The organism is Acinetobacter sp. GXMZU3951, assembly GCF_054457875.1.
Map to the genome: position 1 here is coordinate 155271 of NZ_JBTLFO010000007.1, position 16490 is coordinate 171760.

The following is a 16490-nucleotide window of genomic DNA, read 5'->3' on the forward strand; positions in this document are numbered from 1 at the left end:
TAAGCAATTATGCCGATCTAAGCATATTTTCTGCTTAAATGAATTTCTGCAAAGCACTTTAAGTCTGCTGAGAGATTGCCTCTAAGAGTCCATGCTGCATGGCTGCCTTGATTTAAAAATAAGAATTTTGTTGTTTTTCAATCCAAAGCTGCAAGCCTTGAAAAGACTTAAACTCATCCACGGCTCTGACGCTACAGTTCGGTTGTCGTTCCAATAACATTTTACTTAATGCCGTTCCCGGCCCTATTTCCAATACGACATCTGGCTGATTTTCTTGGATGGCCGTTAAACACGAATCCCAGTCTATGGCATGATTCATTTGCTCAATCAGGGCATCGACTGCTTCACGCGATTTAAAGTATTTCTGCCCACCTGAACCACTAATGATTGGAATACTCAGCCGATTAAAGCTCTGTTGATGTAAAACCTGCTGATATGGTGCTACAGCAACATTCATTAAAACAGTATGCGAAGGAATGGTTACATTCAGGCGCTTAATGGAGCGAGTCCCCAACTGTTCGAGCTGTTGTGCCAGTTGTTTTAGATTTGCATCATTACCACCGACAATAAAGCTGCTATCGCTGATTTTTATAGATAATTCGGTCGCTGTGCTGTGTAAAAGTGGTTCCAGCGTTTTCCAGTTGATTCCCTGAATAGTCATGAGACCACTCGGCATTTTTGCTGCTGCCGACATCAACTGCGCGCGCTGCTGTGCCAAAGATAAACCTTGTTCCAAACTAATTTCAGTTGAACAAATGAGTGCGCTCAACTCCCCCAGTGAATAACCTGAAAAACTCATGATTTCATCCAGCATGGGCTTTAACTTTTGCCAACGACACCACTGTAAGGCAAAAATAAAGGGTTGTGCGAAGTCATTGGGATATAAGTCGGCTTCGGTTAAATCAGGATCAAATAATTTCGGTAAATGCTGCTGCAGTTGCTGCGTGACATTTAATTCTGCCGCCATGTCCAATAATTGCTGGACATGCGATAAATTCTGCAAGCCCTGTCCACTAAATATGATTGCGAAATTCATGTTCCACCTTCTGCAAAAACAAGGTCACACCGAGTAAGTCAGCACTCCCCCCCGGGCTAAGACGGTGTTGCACAAAATAATCTTCAATTTTCTGCACATCTTCAATCCAGTTCGTTTGCAATACCCCACCTCGTGCCAGAAATTGTTTTGCCATATCTTGCACAATATATAAAGCCGATAAACCGCCACGCCAAACAATATTGGTATCTTGTAAATGAGCCATCAAAGCAAATAAGGTTTGAATAGAGGCTTTGTTTTGATCCGCAGTTTTTGCATAAATCGCGAAATAATGTGGAAGTGCAACATCCATAACGGTTTTGAAGCCTGAAGCAACTTCTTCAATGGCACCTGTAATCCCATATTGACTGCGCATACGCTGCCCATGACTATTTGGATTACGCTCTAAATGATGCAGTAACTCATCTTGCCATGTTTTTTTGAGCATCTTACTGACGGCATCGGCATGAATTGGCAGATCAGCCGCCAAACATTTCCCGACAGCAGCACTGGCAAAACCTAAATTAAAAATTGCACCTTTGTGGGTATTAATCTGATTTGTGGCAGTCATCATGTCTTGTTCAGCTTGAATACCGCATTGTCGAATGTTGTCAAAACTGACTTCATGATAGCCATTTAAACATTGTTCCTGAAAATAATGAGTGAGTGACTGAATACTGCGCTCAAACAAGCCAAAGTCCATATCTTGATGGCTACCCTGTGAAGTTGGGCAAACTAAGCCGGGTTTATGTGCCAAACTGACTTCTTCATACAGTGCAGTCCGCGCAAGCAGATCTAAGCGCATCGCATGTTGCGAAATATCTAATAATAAATGGTCATGCTTCTGTACAATTTGCATCTTCTAGATTCCATTCTAAGAGTTGTTCTAATTTCAGCATGTCCACACGCTGAATCCCCTTAGCAATAATGCGCTGTTCTATATCTGGGTAAATCATCAGCAATTCATTAAATGACACATGCCATTCAGGATGGATTTGAATTTCTCCATCTAAAGGAATTTGGCTCAAAAGCCGTGTCTTCTGTATAAGCTGTAAAATATCGGCAAGTCGTGAATTATCCTGTGGATATAAAACCAAATCCAAATCAGAACTCACACGAATATAACTTTCTTTGGTCAGATATTGATAAGCATAAGAACCATAGACATAGACTTCACAGTTCAGTGCTAATAATCCTTCTGCAAAACTGCTTAGTGCCGCATCTTGGATTAAATGAGCAGCTTCTTTAAGCAAGGTGTGTAAGCTCAACGGTCGTGTGATTAACTGAATTTCATCAGCCTCCACGAAGCAAGCCACACGATATTTTTGCCCTTCGATTAAGCAATTGATCGCTAACTTAACTTGATCTGCATCGATATGCTCCTGCCGACAAATGGTCATAGGCACATGCTGTTGCAGTAATTGATACACTTTTTGTCTAGGAGGTTCAGGTAAGGAACTATCCAAAAACTGTAAGACTGCTTCGGGATGCAGATAAGCTAAGTCATGACGATCCATATGCTTCCTCCTTAACTATGTAGCACTTTCTCGATCACATGATTACACAACTGGCGACCTTGGCGTTGCTGGCCGACAACACGGCGCTGATCTGTCATGTAACTTTCGAGATGCTGTTGCTGATTTAAAAGGGCTTGGCTAATCCAGTCAGACTCTAAATCTGGCCAAATCGCATTGATGGCACCCATTTTGTAGAAATTTTCTACACCCGGAGCAAAGATGGCTGAACTTTGCGACAGGTCTTTCAATTTCTCTACAGGGATTTTGGTCACACGTGACATGGCATTTAAGTCCATCACTTTAACTTGTGAATCACTGAGTGCATAAACTTCATTGGCCATGAGTCCATAAGACAAGAATCCACCACTCACGGCTTGACCAAAGATGATGGCTAAATTGGCATGTCCACTACGGCGCAGCAAATCGACACAAGAGGCCAAATGCGCAAAAGTACGGTTTAAACACAACAGTTCATCTGCACGTGAAAGGTCTTGCCCTTGGGTATCCACAATAAACACCACGGGGGTTTTCTGCTGTAGCTGAATCAATTGCAAAATTTCACCCGCGAGTTCAATCGCAATTTCCTGATTGATGGGCGCAGCATTGATCGTCCCTAAAATTCGGACTGGGCCGGCTGCGGTTTCTGCATTGCCTTTAATCACATAACCATTAATCTGGTAGTCCAATTGCTTGGGAAATAATTGTTTTAAAAGTAATTCTGTATTCATCTGCTTATCCTTGCTTTAACAACGTGACTTCATGCGCAGAGAGCATTGGGATTTGTTCTGGCTGAGCGATGCCCATTTCATGCCAGATCTGCAATCCATCATTTTTGCCAAACCAGCGCTGTTGTTGCTGCTCAAGTTGTTGTTGCTGTTGCAGTAACTGTTCCAAATCCAAACTTACAGCAGCTTGATTCAATTGTGCTGAAATTGCATCACGAATCTCGGTCACGTCATCTTCAACCAAGACTTGCACATGGTTGAGTAAATATCGATGCTTACCGCCAGTTACACGCCAGACTAAAGCACGGTCTTTAGAGTCAAACTCTTCCACGCCTTTCACTGTTTCAATCACTTCTGGACCTGATAAGGCCAAACGCCCCTCTTCCGTCATAATAATGGTACTGCTTAAGCAAGCACTGATGCCCATACCACCAAACGCGCCACAAGTCCCGCCAATGACGGTAATAATAGGAATACCCGCATTTCGGACTTGCAACATGGCGCGCATAATTTCTGAAATGGCGATGAGACCTGCATTGGCTTCATGTAAACGCACGCCACCAGAATCCACGAAGAACACCACGGCATGCGATTGATCCTGAATGGCTTTATGCAACAACCCAACAATCTTTGCCCCGTGAATTTCACCCACTGCGCCACCCATGAATTGTCCCTCTTGGGCAATGATATGAATTGGCGTTTGACCGATAGATGCTGTACCAATAATCACACCATCATCGAAACTTCCTGGAATATCTAAAGCGGCTAGATGTGGACTGGCTTCGATTTCTGTCGGCTTAAGGATTTCTTTAAAGCTGTGCTCATCCACCACGGCTTGAATACGCGCACGTGCAGTTTTTTCATAAAAACTGTTTTTCAACATCACTAAATCCATGCTTTATTCCCCCTTAAACATAGAGACGGCTTGGCTTAGGCGTAAATTCACCACCGCTGGGGTCGCGCCCATATCATTTAACTGAAATTTCAACCCCGCCACAGCATGACGTTGTGCAAATTCATTCAAGACCGATTGCCATACGTGTTGGAAACCCACAGCTGAGGTCGTGACTTCCACTTGGCACACATTGGCTTGATCATGTTGAGACACCAGCACTTCTAAATTTCCAGAACCCACCACACCGCAAATGACCGGGGCTTTTTCAAGTGTCAAAGGTGCAGACTGTATTTCAAATTTTAACTTTTCCATGTAAATCACCAATTTCTGAAGCGACTTGGAGGACTGTATAAACCGCCCGACCATTTAACTAAATCTTTGACCGATTTTGCTGCGAGCAAATCACGGCTGACCTGTGTCGGGTCAATCCCTAAATCTTCTGGGCGTTGAATAATGCCGCGCTGGCGTAATTCTTCGACCTTGGCAGCATCACGTTTCATACCCACGGGGGTATAACCTGCGACACCACGAATGGCTTGTTCACGCTCTTCTGCTGTACGGCAGAGCAGTAAATTGGCAATCCCTTCTTCCGTGACAATATGCGTGACATCTTCACCATAAATCATGATGGGCGGCAGCTCACTTTCCATTTTCTCTTGAAGTTGCCATGCATCTAGCTCTTCAACAAAGACAGGATGCATATGTTCACGGTAGGTTTCGACAGTTTGCACCACCAACTTACGGCCTTTAATCAGCTTGCCATCGGTCGCTTCACGACCTGCCTTGGTATAGGCATAACTGGCATGACGGCGACCATGCGGATCGGAACCCATATTTGGCGCACCACCAAAACCTGAAATACGGTCGACCGTAGCGGTTGAACTGTTGCCTTGTAAATCAATCTGCAACGTCGAACCAATGAACAAGTCACAGGCATAGAGCCCAGCCGTTTGGCTAAAGGCACGGTTGGAACGCATGCTGCCATCACTACCGGTAAAGAATACATCTGGACGTTCTTTAATGTAGTCTTCCATCCCTACTTCCGAACCGAAGCTATGGACAGAATCGACAAAGCCACTTTCAATTGCTGGAATCAGGGTCGGATGCGGATTCAATGCCCAGTTGGTACAAATCTGCCCCTTTAGCCCTAAAGATTCGCCATAGGTTGGTAATAACAATTCAATGGCTGCGGTATCAAAACCAATCCCGTGATTCAAACGCTTAATTTGATATGGCGCATAGATCCCTTTAATGACCATCATCGCCATTAAAATTTGCACTTCAGTAATTTGTGCAGGATCACGGGTAAAAAGTGGTTCTATATAGTTGTGCTTGGGACTTTCGATATAGAAATCGACCCAATCCGCAGGCACATCGACACGTGGTAACTTATCGACAATTTCATTGACCTGTGCAATGACAATCCCACTCTTGAATGCAGTCGCTTCAACAATTGCAGGGGTATCTTCCGTATTGGCACCGGTATAAAGGTTACCTTCACGGTCTGCGGCATGCGCAGTAATCAAGCAAACATTTGGGGTCAGATCGATAAAGTAACGACCATACAACTCTAAATAGGTATGAATTGAACCAATACTGATTTTTTGCTGCTGAACCAACTGGGCTAAGCGCAAACTTTGTGGGCCTGCAAATGAAAAATCGACTTTAGAGGCAATGCCCTTTTCAAATACATCAATATGGCTTGGCAACGCCAAAACCGATTGCACGATGTGTAAGTCATTCACCTGATCTGGATTACATTGACTTAAGCATTTTGACAGGAAATCGGCTTGTTTCTGGTTATTGCCTTCTAAACAAACTCGGTCACCACTGGCAATGACAGTTTCTAAAAGTTCAATGACACGCGCATGTTCAACTTGTTTGCTAAAACCCTTTTGTTGTGCAAGATCTAGCTTCGCCTGTCTGCGTGTGCGCTGCTTATCCCATAAGCGCTTCTTAACCATTTGGTTCATGTTGACACCTTTATGCGTTGATTAACCGAAAATGGCATTGATCGTGAGGAAAAATACCGATGGAGCAAGCAAACACCCCAAACCTGTATAGAATGTTGCAACTAAGGCACCATAAGGCACTAGGCGTACATCTGTACCCGCTAAACCTGCTGCTGTACCACTGGTTGTGCCCGCCAAACCACCAAATACCATGGCAGAACGCGGACTTTTTAAATACATGAATTTCGCGAATATTGGTGTTCCAACCATAAAGAACACTGATTTGATAAGACCAATTGCAATTGATAAAGCAATCACTTCTGAGCTTGCACCCACCGCTGTGCCAGTTACCGGACCTACGATATAAGTCATTGCACCAGCTCCAATTGTGGTCATAGATGCTGGATCTTTATAGCCCATGAACCAAGCTACCATGGCACCAATCACAAAGGGAATCACACAACCCAACATCAATGCGATCATGCCGACTTTGCCCGCTTTCTTCACTTCTTTAACATCAACTTCAAATGCGGTAGATGCAATCGCCAAGTCACGCAACATGGCGCCACCAAGCAAGGCAAATCCACCAAAAATTGCGATGTCTGAAATACCTTTTTCGCCTTGGGTATACACCCCTGCAAAGTACGCCAAGACTAAGCCCATGGTGATGGCAATGGCTGAACTTTGAAGTTTGCCTTTGGTGAAATATTTAGAAAGGAGATGCGAGACATACATCATCAACCCTGTTACCGCCAACGCTGTAACCAGCGCGTTTTTCGTCAATACTGTGACTATTTCTTCCATTACGTTTCTTCCTTGTAACCCGACCAACCGTTTTTATTCTGTATCCATGCCTGACTGGCTGTTAGACCGCTTTTTCTGCTGTTTCAGTTGGCCATTCATAGGTTGCATAATCACCGCTAGATTTGTTTAACCAGCGAATGACTAAAACCGTACCAATGAGTGAAGCGACAGAGACAATCAGTCCCAACATGCCACCAGATAAAGCGGCAACCACGTTCTGTCCTGCGGACATGGCAACCACAATCGGAATGTACATACCTGACCAATACAACACACCGAATTGAGTGACTTGTGGTAGGTGTCCACGTTTAGCTAAAAGCTCCTTTGAAATAATGAGTAAAATCATGGCAATTGCTACACCACCAACATTGGCTTTAACACCGAGTGCCATACCTAGAATGTTGCCTAGATAAACACCGAGTAGATGGCAGACTGCCAGTATGGCTGTTCCGTAAATAATCATCGCTGAATCCTCCCTGGATCATGCTGTCTGTGCTTCTAATAATTTGATATAGTTATAGCCTATCTGTATTCAGTGTACAATACTTTGTACTCAAATAAACATATATTGTATACAATTTTATTTGGTGGTGTATGAATTCAATTGCGGAACTCCCTCTTTCTATTCAAATTAGTAAAAAATTAGAGGACGATATTATTTATGGTTTCTACTTACCGGGAACCAAACTGGATGAACAGGAGTTATGTGATCGTTATGGCGCTTCACGTACCCCAATTCGTGAGGCACTCAAGCTATTGGCCGCAGAAGGTTTAGTCGAAATTCGCCCGCGTCGTGGGGCGATTATTCCAACCATTAACCCACTGACGTTATGTGAAATGTTTGAAGTGATGGCTGAATTAGAAGCTATGTGTGGCAGACTGGCCGCTCGACGTATTCAGCTGGAAGAAAAACAAGAATTACAGCGTTTACATCAACTGTGTCAGGATTATTTAAATCAGAATGACTCAGAAAATTACTACGAAGCGAATCGTTTATTTCACTTCGCGATCTATCATGCCAGTCATAATTCCTTTTTAATTAAGCAAGCCTGTACCTTGCATAAACGCCTGCATCCGTATCGTCGTTTGCAACTTCGCGTTAACAACCGTATGAATAATTCTTTTTCAGAGCATAATGCGATTCTAGAAGCCATTTTTGCTGGCGATGAACAGCAAGCAGAAGCCCTACTCAAAGCGCATGTGGTGATTCAAGGGCAGAAATTTACCGACTTTATTTCCACCATTGAAAACCTTCAGCCTAAATCTTGATGGATTTGAGCACTCGGGCATCTTCGGATGTCCCAGAGCTGCCTTTATCTGATGTATTCTCAGGGTTCGTATTGAAATGTTTGAATTTTCGTATGATTTTTTGGTCTTTTAATCTAGCTGGCAGCCACACCCAATACTGCCCCGTTTATACGCCTGCTGTAATGCATAAGATGCATCTATAACCGATTGAAGCTTTACAGCGAACAAGGCAACTCGCCGCAAAAAGTTGAACAAAGCCTTGAAAGCACAAGAGAAGTTAACACAACTGTGCCGTTATCTTAACGTCTCTAAGCCCTGAACAGCTAAATGACAATAAAAAGGATAAGGCCTGCTAGGAAACCGTCGTGATTTTCGGATGATTGAGTTCGGCAAAGTTCTGGATTTTTTCAATGTCTTTCTGAATTGAACTCGAAACCACATTCGGTAAAACCTGATTCACTTTCACGAAGATTTTTTCAGGATAGCCGACCTGATAGTACAACTTGTCATTTTGTAAAAACTGATACAGCTCTGCGGCAACAAATTCAGGACTGTCCATTTTCACGCCCAATTTGGCATTCATTTCAACCACGACTGGACTGTTCATCGCAGTATTGGTTGCACGGGGTGAAAAATATTTAAACTGAATCTGCGAATTTGAATATTCACGCGACAAAGCTTCAGTCGCCCCGCGCAGTGCAAATTTGCTGGCGCAGTAACTCACATAACCCGGATACCCAATACTGCCAAAAGTCGATCCCATATTCACAATCTGGCTTGGGGCAGTGGCTGACATCAATGGAATAATTTTTTGAATTAATTCGAGTGGATAGACCACATTGATCAGCATCATTTGCTCAATGGCTTCGGCAGATTGATGACTGAACAAAGAAAAATCATTCACCCCAGCATTGTTAATATAATAATTAATGCGAATATTGCGCTGTTTGAGGGTCTGAATAAACTGTGCTCGGCTACTAGGTTCACTCAGATCACAACAAATCGCTTGTAACTTTAACTGTGGGTACTTCGCGGCAAGTTCAGTTTGCATACGCGTCAAGGATTCCTGATTACGCGCAACTAAAACCACATTGATGTGATGCTGACATAAATTTTCAACAATGGCTTTACCAATACCACCCGTTGCCCCGACAATCACTGCTGTTAAATTTGACATGGCTCTGCCCTCAATATTGTTTGAATAATTGACATTTAAAAGGATTCATTCAGCCCTAAACCCATACTGATATAGAGTTTACGGTGCTCAAGTGGAACTAAAATTTCACGTCGTCCATGCATAAAGCGCTTGTTATCAATAATGGCTATATCACCATCTTGCCACTGGATTTCCTGTGTATAGCGCTCACAAAGTTCAGCCAGATCGGCAATCAATGGTTCACTCATCACACTGCCATCTGCAAAGGTAAATTTAGGTTTTTGATAGTTATAAGAAGGTCCCAAAATAGTATTGGCAAATGCTGGAACACCCTTCAAATTGTCTAGGCGAATCATGTTCATTTGCAGATGGTATTCGACTCCGCCTTCTTGTGCAGGACTGATCGCCTGACCGGGGATCATTTGAATAAACTGGTTTAAGTCTTCCCATGTTACGGTTTCAGCTTGTTCAATATTCAATGCTGTCGCCACATATTTCTGCCAAATCTGTTTGGGTAAATAGCGACTAATGGTCATTGGGGCCGCGAACTTCTGCTTCAGTGATTCAGACATGTTGTTCCAGACTTCATGCCCATCACAGACGGTTGTTTGCGAGCCTTGAGAGGCACTGACTTCACTAAAAAAAGCAATAATATCGGGTGGTAACGGCGTGGTTCCATTTTCGATATGCAGACCGACTGCCTGTGTACCAGCATCGACTTTTTGCGATTGCTGGGTAATATTTTCACGCGCAGGATCATAGGTCAGTTTTTGACACAAAGCCGTCATCAGCTGACTAAAGCTATGCACATCATACTGTTGTTGTCTGAGTAGAATCCAACCTTGCTCACGCAAGGTCTGCTTGATTTCAGCATGTGTCGACTGCTGATAACTTTGACTTGTTTTAATATCAAACATCGATTGTTCAATTTTCATATGTACTACTCACTATTTCGCATGGTCTTGGCTGAGCCGCTACATCCAACACTTCAGTTATCTGGCTAATATCTACGGGTCAGATTAATTGAAGCTTAATTCAGCGTTAAAACATGACCAAATTGCTTTTTAATTTCATTGCGTCTGAGTTTGCCGTTATCTGTAAGCATCTGATTGGTCATTGAAAAGGGTTCAATCGCTCTGCACCACTGTTTAATTTGAGCGTAGTCAGGCATACGATGATTGGCTTTCTCTATTGCCTGCGCTAACATGCTGTCACTGATTTCAGCGCGGGCATAAATTACTGCCGATAAATATGGTTGTGCTTCACCAAAAATGGCAATTTGATTAATTTCAGGCTCGCTGGCGCCATTGGATTCCACCCATTCAGGGGAGATATTGCGCCCAAAACTACTGACAATAATTTGCTTAATCCGCCCGGTAATAAATAAAAAACCATCTTCGTCAAAAAAGCCTGCATCACCTGTATGAATTAACGGATCAACGACCGCTTCATTCAAATAACCCTGCATGGCATTACCACGTACCACCACTTCACCATTGGCGGCAATTTGCACATCCACGTGTGGTAAAGGTTTACCTACACTCCCGATTTTGATGGCTTCGGGTAAATTCAGACTGACCACCGAAGCACATTCGGACAAGCCATAGCCTTCATAAACAGGCAGTCCCAGTTGTTCAGATTGCCTTAATAAATCCGGCGAGACCTTACCACCACCCACAGCAATAAATTTCAGTGTTTTCAAGGTAGTCGTGCCAGATGAATGAATATATTCCACAATGGCTTTAAGCATCTGTGGCAGTAAAATCACACTTTCAATCTGAGAGTGTTGCACCGTCTGGGCAAAGCGCTCGACATTAAACTCATGATTCGAGATGAGTCCAAACGCCCTCACATTACCGACAACAATGGAGCGTCCCATGTTTAATGCCACATAAATCCCTGCAATATTTTCCAGTAAGGTGGCAAACGGAATTAGGCATAAATGTCGCCCCAAATGACTCGATGCTAAAGCCGAACTCAGGGACTCAGTAATAGATTGAATCGTTTCCTCAGCCAGACAGACTCCTTTGGGCGTACCCGTACTGCCAGAGGTATAAGTAATTTTTGCAGGCGCGATTTGTGCGCTATGTTCAACCACATTGTTTTTTAATTGAACAAAACTTCCATCCACCACATCTGCCTGAATCACATTCACAATCTGCTGTTGTTCCTGCAATGACTTCAGCCAAGCAACATTGGAGAAAATGCTGGCTTGATTATCATGCGTAAATCGCTGCGCCATAAAAATGCTATCAATCTGACTGTCTTGAATGAGGTGTAATGTTTGTTGTGCCGTAAAAAATAAGGGAATGGGTATCACCGTAATTCCCAATTTTGTTGCGCCCAGATCAACGCAAACCCAGTCAATACTGTTCATGCCCCAAATCGCGAGCTTTTTGGTGTTTAGACGCAATAACTCCTGCGCTAACTGCGCAATCGTTTGATTCAGTTCCGCATAACTCAGGACAGTAGCATCGCTAACTATCGCTTCGCGTTCAGGTGTCAATCTTGCCTGCTGTGCGATTGCATCAAAAAGCTTATTCATCTGCTTAGCCCACCTGTTTTACTGAACATTTTTGCTTAAACGTAAAGTGCGGTAGCGTAGCTGCCAAAGCATCTGCCACGTTAATGGCTAAAACCAAAGGTTTCTGCTGGTAATAATTCCCCCACTGCTTTTTCGCTTCCCCCAATACGTCTGGGTCGGCTTTTTCCAAGACTTGAAAATGCAGCCCCATTTGCTGAAGCACATAACGTACCGCGATTGTGCCTGTACACACCGCCCATTCCACTTCTTCAAGGGTTAAATAGAACACCAAAAATGCCACGATCATTTTGGCGTATTCCATGTTTTGCGATGCCAGATTCCCAATTTCCACAATCTTGTTTCGTGCTACATCTTGCTGGGTTATTTTTTTTAAGGTCTGTTCAATCGGTTGCTCAAGGTATTGTTCCAAAAAAGCTTGATGCGATTGTAGCTGTTCAATGCCAATTGCCACCTGAGTTTGCTGGTTCGCTGTGCCAACAAATAACGTCGAGGAGAAATGCGACAATGTAGCTTTGTGCATTTCGCGATATTTTAAACTGATATATTCCTCAACCTGCTGCCGTTCCGGCTCGCGTGAACAAACATCATGTACCGTGAGCTGCATATTCTTTTTCAGTGACACAAGCTCATAGGTTTTTTTAGTCTGTTGAGCCAATAAATCTTCAGGTTTTAAAGCATAGTTTTTATAGATTGGATGATTTATAAAATAATTTAGACTATTAAATTCAGTCGTAAAATTTTTCCCAAAGATGAATGTCGTCATAGTCATCTCGCCATAAATAGATTAGTTAAAAAATAAGTTTTGAAACTTAAAAATTACTTAAATTATTTATGACAATTACATTACACCATGCTGCATTCAATTATTTTAATAATTTAAAATCAATAGATTAAATAGTAAATAACAGATTCTAAAGCTTAAGCACAGTTACAATAATATGACTTAAATACGAGGCACAACCGGCGTATTGAAAACTATTATCTTTCGTATTTTAAATACATCTAATATATCGCTTTAAAAATACGTTTGCATAAGCAGACTAGGAATGATGGCTGCAATAAAAAACAGTTAAAATAGTGATTAATTATAAAAATATATAAGGTTTTAAATATGAAGTCATGGTGCTGTAGCCTGTTTAGCCATTGAACTGAACTAGGGCATATTTGTCTGCTGCAATTTGTGATTGATCTTATAAAGAACCCAAACACGAGCAATCCATTACTGCCCCAGCAATAATGGATCATCTCTGTTTCAGCTTAAACGCGACTTAAAGCCGATGCTAAATCGCCAGTACCATCCAGTGCAGAGACTTGCCCTGCCAATGGCTGACTAAACTGAATTCGTTTAATTTTAGCCGCACGTTCTTCAGAAAAAACGGGAATTTGGCTCATGGCGAATTCAGACAGTGCCGTAATGGTCAATGAAGGATTCACCCCTAAGTTACCAGGCACAATAGAACCGTCGATAACCCGCAAATTCTTATAACCAAAAACTTCACCGGTAAAATCCACGACTCCATTCGTGCTGTCACTGCCCATGGGTACACCACTCATAATATGCGCTGTGGTTGGTGTACCGAGTAAAATCTCCGTCAATGCCGAGCCAGGTTCTCCACCCAATTTTTCTGCGATCATTTTCGTGGCTTTTTCCGCAGCAGGAAAGGAGACTGTCAGTGGTGTATCCTCGGGTTTTTGTACCGCAGTAATACTGTTTTTAAACAGTCGATACCACTTACGACGCCATTCCAAATGAATGAATGCCTCTGACTTTTGCATTACCAACAAAATGATTGAGTTTTTGGCTTTGCCCTTATAACGCAACACTTTATAGGTTTTCCATGGATGCATGAGCGTATTCAACAAAAACTTCATAAAGCGGATCACACCCTGTCCTGTCACCATTGGCACATAGGGAATATAAATCCATGAAGCATCTGCACCTTCGGGGAAGCGAGTCACTTCAATATTGGTATCCGCATCGACCGAAATAAATGAACTGATTGCGACCCCATCGTCCAGTCTTTCGCGCGTGTTATTGGCTGTCGTGAGCGTTTCGGAGTTTGTCCGAATCTCCTGTCCGAGTAATGATGAGATTTTAGGCAAGGTTTTGTATTGATCCCGCATTTTCAACAGCATAGGAACTGTACCCATCACGCCTGCCGATAATACGATGCCACGACTACGTAAGCTGTACTGGCGAACATTTTTGCCAAGGGTTTCTTTCACAAGAATCTCATAGCCCTCACTGCCATCTGCACTGAGCGGAGTAATTTTAATGACTTCTGAACTTGGGCGAATTTCCACCCCATTTCGTTCTGCGAAATACAGATAGTTTTTCATGAGGGTATTTTTGGCATTTTTGCGGCAACCCAACATGCAAGCACCACAATACATACACGTTTTACGCTCTGGCCCATCACCATTGAAATAAGGGTCTGAAAAAGCTTTCCCTTGTTGTCCATCTGCTTGTGGGAAAAATACCCCTGTCGTTACCGTTTTAAAGGAATTGGCGTAGCCCATTTCACCCGCCACTGCTTTTAAGGTCTCGTCTGCCACATTGGTATAGGTATTGGTAGCCGTACCCAACATACGCTGTGCCAAACCATAAAATGGCTTGAGGGTTTCTTTCCAGTCCTTACGAATTTTAGTCCAAGCCTCGGACTCAAACACGGCATCAGCTGGGATCAAATGTACATTGGCATAAATTTGCGAACCACCCCCTACGCCTACGCCATGCAGAATGGTGGTTTTACTGGTGAAGGTAAATTGCATGGTGCCTTTGAATCCCAATTCAGGTAACCACAAATAATTTTTGGTATCTAAATTCGTGGTCGGAAAATCCTGATCTTCACGGCGCAAGCCTTTTTCAAGAATTAAAACCTTATAGCCTTTTTCGCTTAAACGTAAGGCACTCACCGATCCACCAAAACCTGAACCAATCACAATTTGATCATAATCAAAATGTTTATTGTCCATACTATTACTCCTTTAATAGTTGTTATTTGTCCCTGTGTAGCAAGACTGCTGCTTAAGCCTCAAAGCAACCTGTTTGAGGCGCTACAGTTCTCTTCAAGTTTAACAATCTGACGATTAAGATTTTAACCGGATTAAAAAATTCAATACCCATGTCGCGAACTTGCCATATGGCGGTGCCAAGAATTTCAAGCTGGAAAAACCGGCCTGATAAAATACTGGGCGCATTTTAGAGAACGTTAAAAAACCTTCATAACCATGATAATGCCCCATGCCACTCGCCCCCACGCCACCAAAAGGCAAATCGTGCTGCCCGACATGGAATAAAGCATCATTCACAGATACCCCACCCGACATAACACGATTGATATAGTACTCAACCAAAGTTTTGTTATGGCTAAATGGATAAAATGCCAATGGTCGATCACGCTGCACGATATAGTCCACCACTTGTTCAGGCGTTTGATAGGTTTTCACCATCAAAATCGGACCAAAGGTTTCCCGCGTATCAATTTCCATCTGATCATGACTATCTAAAACCAACGTCAGCGGAATTTTCCGTGAAGCAGCATCAGGCTCTTGCTGATTTAGGTTAATCAGCTCGGCCCCTTTTGCTTCAGCATCTGCCAAACTTTGAATTAAGCGATGATAGGCACGATCATCAATAACTGACGTATAGTCTTTACTATGAATATCAGGCACATGTGCTTGAACCCAAGCTGTCGCTGCTTGAATAAAGGCTTGCAACTTCGACTCATGTACAAATAAATAATCGACATTGGTACAAATTTGACCCGCATTAAACTGTTTCACAAACATAATCCGTTCCACAGCTTTTTCTATAGGATAGTCAGGGTCGATGACCGCAGGTGATTTCCCGCCCAACTCCAAAGTTACTGGCGTTAAATTCTGCGCAGCGGCTGCCATCACTTTACGCCCCGTCGCACCAGAACCTGTAAACATTAAATGATCAAATGGAATTTTTGAGAAGGCAATTCCAACCTCACCAGTTTCATCAAAAATCTGTAATTTTTCAGGCTTGAAATATTTCGGGATAATTTCAATCAACAGTTTTGCCAAATGACGTGAATTCTCAGAAAGCTTCACCATAGCCCTATTACCCGCAGCAAATACGGCGGAAAGCTGAGAAAACATCAGATTAACCGGAAAATTCCACGGCACAATAATGCCGACTACGCCCAAAGGTTGCGGGATCACAAGGTTTTTTGCACCAAAATACATACTATGATCCACTTTACGTTTCTGTACTTTGGTCCATTGTTTTAAATGCTTAATACTACTGTTAATGTCATCTGTAGCAATAATAATTTCCGCCAATAGGGTTTCATGCCGTGAACGATTACCATAATCACGATTCAATGCTTCAATAATTGCTTCACGATGATTATTAATCATGGCTTTTAAATTGAGTAAATGCTGCTTTCTTTCCGCATTGTTTTCTATACCATGTTGTCGGAAGCTGCTTTGTTGTAACTGAAAGCAGTCATATAATGTCTGTTCAATAACTGTTTGCTCGATATGAGACTGAACTGTAAGTTGCATAGACTTTCCTTATAACGGCTATGAAGGTGACTAAATCGCTCTTTTGTGCCTAAATGGACTGAATCTCTCACATTACTTT

At 42.7% G+C, this 16490-nt stretch carries 16 protein-coding genes; 1 reads left to right on the forward strand and 15 read right to left on the reverse strand.

Annotation, left to right across the window (positions count from 1 at the left end; genetic code table 11):
- Positions 1 to 112 precede the first annotated feature (112 nt).
- From ACX17N_RS12135 to madL, 9 genes are all read right to left on the reverse strand, one after another.
- On the reverse strand, positions 113 to 1036 hold the full coding sequence (locus ACX17N_RS12135) for an acyltransferase domain-containing protein (protein ID WP_458892826.1): 924 nt from the start codon (positions 1034 to 1036) through the stop codon (positions 113 to 115).
- A complete protein-coding gene (gene mdcB / locus ACX17N_RS12140; protein WP_458892827.1) occupies positions 1014 to 1892 on the reverse strand; it encodes a triphosphoribosyl-dephospho-CoA synthase MdcB in 879 nt (292 codons plus the stop codon). The genes ACX17N_RS12135 and mdcB overlap by 23 nt, the downstream gene beginning before the upstream one ends.
- Complete coding sequence (mdcG, locus tag ACX17N_RS12145; protein WP_458892828.1) at positions 1870 to 2550, reverse strand: malonate decarboxylase holo-[acyl-carrier-protein] synthase; 681 nt, start codon at positions 2548 to 2550, stop codon at positions 1870 to 1872. The genes mdcB and mdcG overlap by 23 nt, the downstream gene beginning before the upstream one ends.
- A gap of 11 nt (positions 2551 to 2561) precedes the next feature.
- Positions 2562 to 3278: a biotin-independent malonate decarboxylase subunit gamma gene (gene mdcE / locus ACX17N_RS12150; RefSeq protein WP_458892829.1), complete on the reverse strand. Its 717-nt coding sequence runs from the start codon at positions 3276 to 3278 to the stop codon at positions 2562 to 2564.
- A gap of 4 nt (positions 3279 to 3282) precedes the next feature.
- A complete protein-coding gene (locus ACX17N_RS12155; protein ID WP_458892830.1) occupies positions 3283 to 4170 on the reverse strand; it encodes a biotin-independent malonate decarboxylase subunit beta in 888 nt (295 codons plus the stop codon).
- A 3-nt stretch (positions 4171 to 4173) separates the two neighbouring features.
- On the reverse strand, positions 4174 to 4482 hold the full coding sequence (gene mdcC / locus ACX17N_RS12160; protein WP_458892831.1) for a malonate decarboxylase acyl carrier protein: 309 nt from the start codon (positions 4480 to 4482) through the stop codon (positions 4174 to 4176).
- Between the two features lie 5 nt (positions 4483 to 4487).
- Positions 4488 to 6143 (reverse strand): malonate decarboxylase subunit alpha, encoded by a 1656-nt coding sequence (gene mdcA / locus ACX17N_RS12165; protein ID WP_458892832.1) that lies wholly within the window; start codon positions 6141 to 6143, stop codon positions 4488 to 4490.
- A 21-nt stretch (positions 6144 to 6164) separates the two neighbouring features.
- Positions 6165 to 6926, reverse strand: a complete 762-nt coding sequence (madM, locus tag ACX17N_RS12170) for a malonate transporter subunit MadM (RefSeq protein WP_458892833.1) — start codon at positions 6924 to 6926, stop codon at positions 6165 to 6167.
- A 61-nt stretch (positions 6927 to 6987) separates the two neighbouring features.
- Positions 6988 to 7389: a malonate transporter subunit MadL gene (gene madL, locus ACX17N_RS12175; RefSeq protein WP_458892834.1), complete on the reverse strand. Its 402-nt coding sequence runs from the start codon at positions 7387 to 7389 to the stop codon at positions 6988 to 6990.
- 131 nt (positions 7390 to 7520) lie between these two features.
- On the opposite strand from madL, the gene ACX17N_RS12180 reads away from it, so the two are divergent.
- The gene (locus ACX17N_RS12180; RefSeq protein WP_458892835.1) at positions 7521 to 8195 is read left to right on the forward strand and encodes a GntR family transcriptional regulator; all 675 of its coding nucleotides are present in this window, start codon (positions 7521 to 7523) and stop codon (positions 8193 to 8195) included.
- 331 nt (positions 8196 to 8526) lie between these two features.
- Here the strand turns inward: ACX17N_RS12180 and ACX17N_RS12185 are convergent, their stop codons facing one another.
- From ACX17N_RS12185 to ACX17N_RS12210, 6 genes are all read right to left on the reverse strand, one after another.
- On the reverse strand, positions 8527 to 9351 hold the full coding sequence (locus tag ACX17N_RS12185) for an SDR family oxidoreductase (protein ID WP_458892836.1): 825 nt from the start codon (positions 9349 to 9351) through the stop codon (positions 8527 to 8529).
- Between the two features lie 35 nt (positions 9352 to 9386).
- Complete coding sequence (locus ACX17N_RS12190) at positions 9387 to 10265, reverse strand: TauD/TfdA family dioxygenase (RefSeq protein WP_458892837.1); 879 nt, start codon at positions 10263 to 10265, stop codon at positions 9387 to 9389.
- Between the two features lie 95 nt (positions 10266 to 10360).
- Complete coding sequence (locus ACX17N_RS12195; protein ID WP_458892838.1) at positions 10361 to 11875, reverse strand: AMP-binding protein; 1515 nt, start codon at positions 11873 to 11875, stop codon at positions 10361 to 10363.
- A 4-nt stretch (positions 11876 to 11879) separates the two neighbouring features.
- Positions 11880 to 12638, reverse strand: a complete 759-nt coding sequence (locus ACX17N_RS12200) for a thermostable hemolysin (protein WP_458892839.1) — start codon at positions 12636 to 12638, stop codon at positions 11880 to 11882.
- A gap of 494 nt (positions 12639 to 13132) precedes the next feature.
- A complete protein-coding gene (locus ACX17N_RS12205; RefSeq protein ID WP_458892840.1) occupies positions 13133 to 14851 on the reverse strand; it encodes a GMC oxidoreductase in 1719 nt (572 codons plus the stop codon).
- Between the two features lie 114 nt (positions 14852 to 14965).
- Positions 14966 to 16411, reverse strand: a complete 1446-nt coding sequence (locus tag ACX17N_RS12210; protein ID WP_458892841.1) for a coniferyl aldehyde dehydrogenase — start codon at positions 16409 to 16411, stop codon at positions 14966 to 14968.
- Positions 16412 to 16490: the final 79 nt, after the last annotated feature.

Coding starts and splice junctions, on each gene's coding strand:
- ACX17N_RS12190 (WP_458892837.1), bottom strand. CDS start 10,265: ATGAAAATTGAACAATCGATGTTTGATATTAAAACAAGTCAAAGTTAT.
- madM (WP_458892833.1), bottom strand. CDS start 6,926: ATGGAAGAAATAGTCACAGTATTGACGAAAAACGCGCTGGTTACAGCG.
- ACX17N_RS12180 (WP_458892835.1), top strand. CDS start 7,521: ATGAATTCAATTGCGGAACTCCCTCTTTCTATTCAAATTAGTAAAAAA.
- mdcB (WP_458892827.1), bottom strand. CDS start 1,892: ATGCAAATTGTACAGAAGCATGACCATTTATTATTAGATATTTCGCAA.
- madL (WP_458892834.1), bottom strand. CDS start 7,389: ATGATTATTTACGGAACAGCCATACTGGCAGTCTGCCATCTACTCGGT.
- mdcA (WP_458892832.1), bottom strand. CDS start 6,143: ATGAACCAAATGGTTAAGAAGCGCTTATGGGATAAGCAGCGCACACGC.
- ACX17N_RS12200 (WP_458892839.1), bottom strand. CDS start 12,638: ATGACGACATTCATCTTTGGGAAAAATTTTACGACTGAATTTAATAGT.
- ACX17N_RS12155 (WP_458892830.1), bottom strand. CDS start 4,170: ATGGATTTAGTGATGTTGAAAAACAGTTTTTATGAAAAAACTGCACGT.
- ACX17N_RS12135 (WP_458892826.1), bottom strand. CDS start 1,036: ATGAATTTCGCAATCATATTTAGTGGACAGGGCTTGCAGAATTTATCG.
- mdcC (WP_458892831.1), bottom strand. CDS start 4,482: ATGGAAAAGTTAAAATTTGAAATACAGTCTGCACCTTTGACACTTGAA.
- mdcG (WP_458892828.1), bottom strand. CDS start 2,550: ATGGATCGTCATGACTTAGCTTATCTGCATCCCGAAGCAGTCTTACAG.
- ACX17N_RS12210 (WP_458892841.1), bottom strand. CDS start 16,411: ATGCAACTTACAGTTCAGTCTCATATCGAGCAAACAGTTATTGAACAG.
- mdcE (WP_458892829.1), bottom strand. CDS start 3,278: ATGAATACAGAATTACTTTTAAAACAATTATTTCCCAAGCAATTGGAC.
- ACX17N_RS12195 (WP_458892838.1), bottom strand. CDS start 11,875: ATGAATAAGCTTTTTGATGCAATCGCACAGCAGGCAAGATTGACACCT.
- ACX17N_RS12185 (WP_458892836.1), bottom strand. CDS start 9,351: ATGTCAAATTTAACAGCAGTGATTGTCGGGGCAACGGGTGGTATTGGT.
- ACX17N_RS12205 (WP_458892840.1), bottom strand. CDS start 14,851: ATGGACAATAAACATTTTGATTATGATCAAATTGTGATTGGTTCAGGT.